Here is a 2,194-nt window from a genome sequence, read left to right as displayed (position 1 = left end):
TCTGCTTTAGCAAATGCTGCAAGTTTATAATATTATTCATTAGCTCATTATCCATTAATAAAGTACCACTTCTTCTTTCTCCCACTCTACTTTTACTTTTTGAGAAATTAATGTATCAATTGATTTGCCACAATAATCAGGCTGAATGGGCAGCTCCCTGTTAAATCGTCTGTCAACCAGTACACAAAGTTCTACTTTTTGTGGTCTTCCAAAATCCTGCAGGGCATCTAATGCAGCACGGATGGTACGGCCAGTATACAGCACATCATCAATTAAAATAACTATTTTACCTTCTATCGAAAAGGGTATTTCAGTTTTATTAGCCACATGTAATTCTTCTCGTATATCATCACGGTAAAACGTAATATCTAAAACCCCGTATTGCAGTTTTTCCTGCGGAGATAATTTTTTTACTGCCTCCACTATTCTTTCGCTAACTTTTACACCCCGGGGTTGAAGGCCAATAAATACCACATCACTTAAATCTAAATGATTTTCTACTAACTGGTTGGCCAGTCTTAAAATTGTAAGATGTAATTGCTGCTTATCTAAAATTGTTTTCAATTGCTTTTGTTTGTAAAGCGAATTTATCTGTTATTGTTCAAATAAAAAAGGGTTGAAAATTTTCAACCCTTTGCAATATTTTTTATAAGGTACAAAATTATTTAGTGCTTCATAGTTTTAAACTGGTAAAATACACCAGCCTGAAAAACACGATTGGTTACTTTAGCATTATTATCGTCGTTTATTTTTGAAAGACCAAGGTTATATCTTGCATCAACACCAAAACCAGATTTAGAGATGTAACCTAATCCAAGTCCCCAACCAATATCTACTGTTTTGTAAGAGTCTTTTATATCAGTTTCAACAGAACCCACTTTATATTTAGCACCTACTAATAAACCTAGTTGCGGTCCCGTTTCAATCCTAAAACCTGATTGAAACATATATTGCAGCAACACCGGCAGATTTATATAATTTAAATTAACATGCTGATCGGAATTATTACCGCTTCCATCTACCTTATAACCCTGACCCGAAAATGTAAGCTCGGGTTGTAAAGCAAATTCTTTTGACAAGTGTATATGAGCCAGTCCGCCTACATGTGCCGAAATTCTGGGGTCAACATTAAAATTTGAATTGTCGATGTTAATTGTGGCAATGTTAAGCCCGCCTTTTAATCCAAATTGAACATGTTGTGCGTTTGCAATAAAAGAACCTGAGATAATAACTGTAATAAAAAATAACTTTTTCAAAATTTTTAAGTTTAGTTAAAGAATAAATCCATTAACCATTAACCAAACACTATGCCATAGCGGGTGCAATTTTAATTTTAGCTTACAAGAATTTTAATTTTTATAAATTAGAAGATGAAGGGTAACAAAAATCAGTTCCCACTGTGGAAAATATTTCCCAATTAATAAAAATGAAATCAATAAAAAAACCGTTAGGTAAAACGAAACGGTTTTTTTATTTTATTGAAATGATTTTATTTTTCCTGTAAAAACGGATAGCGGTAATCTGTTGGAGGATTAAAAGTTTCTTTAATTGTTCTGGCGCTTAACCAGCGGTACAGATTTAATATGGAACCTGCTTTATCGTTTGTGCCACTGCCCCTTGCACCACCAAATGGCTGCTGGCCAACAACGGCTCCCGTTGGTTTATCGTTAATATAAAAATTACCAGCACTGTTACGAAGCTTATTGGTAGCCAGTTCTACAGCATACCTGTCTTGTGCAATTACGGCACCTGTTAGTGCATAAGCAGATGTGCTGTCAACAATTTTTAATGTTTCTTCAAATTTATTTTCATCATATACATATACAGTAAGCACCGGGCCAAACAATTCTTCACACATGGTTACATAATACGGATCTGTAGTTTCAATTACTGTTGGTTCAATAAAAAAACCTTCGGTTTTATCGCATTTTCCGCCAACCCAAATTTTTGCTTTACTGTCTTTTTTTCTTGCACCTTTAATGTAGCCTTCTAATTTATCAAAACTTTTTTCATCAATCACTGCATTTACAAAATTAGTAAAGTCTTCCACTGTTCCCATTTTCATGGTTTTTATTTCTGCTACCAATTTCTTTTTTACTTCTGCTGCAATATTAGATGGAATGTATGCTCTTGATGCCGCACTGCATTTTTGTCCCTGGTATTCAAATGCGCCACGGGCAAGAGCAGTAACTAC

3 protein-coding genes are annotated in these 2,194 nt (G+C 34.4%); all 3 read right to left on the bottom strand.

Translation table 11 applies throughout. The annotated features are described in order from the left end of the window. Nucleotides 1–54: 54 nt before the first annotated feature. Complete coding sequence (pyrR, locus tag ACY651_RS11975) at nucleotides 55–564, bottom strand: bifunctional pyr operon transcriptional regulator/uracil phosphoribosyltransferase PyrR (RefSeq protein ID WP_462253010.1); 510 nt, start codon at nucleotides 562–564, stop codon at nucleotides 55–57. Between the two features lie 101 nt (nucleotides 565–665). Next, the gene (locus ACY651_RS11970; protein WP_462253008.1) at nucleotides 666–1,256 is read right to left on the bottom strand and encodes a porin family protein; all 591 of its coding nucleotides are present in this window, start codon (nucleotides 1,254–1,256) and stop codon (nucleotides 666–668) included. Between the two features lie 233 nt (nucleotides 1,257–1,489). Then, nucleotides 1,490–2,194: aldehyde dehydrogenase family protein (locus tag ACY651_RS11965; protein ID WP_462253006.1), on the bottom strand; the 705-nt coding region annotated here is incomplete at its 5' end.

The sequence above is a fragment of the Ferruginibacter sp. genome, assembly GCF_031391665.1.
Taxonomy (GTDB): Bacteria; Bacteroidota; Bacteroidia; order Chitinophagales; family Chitinophagaceae; genus Ferruginibacter.
Note: the sequence above shows the minus strand (reverse complement) of the source record. Positions and strands in the feature narration are given on the sequence as shown.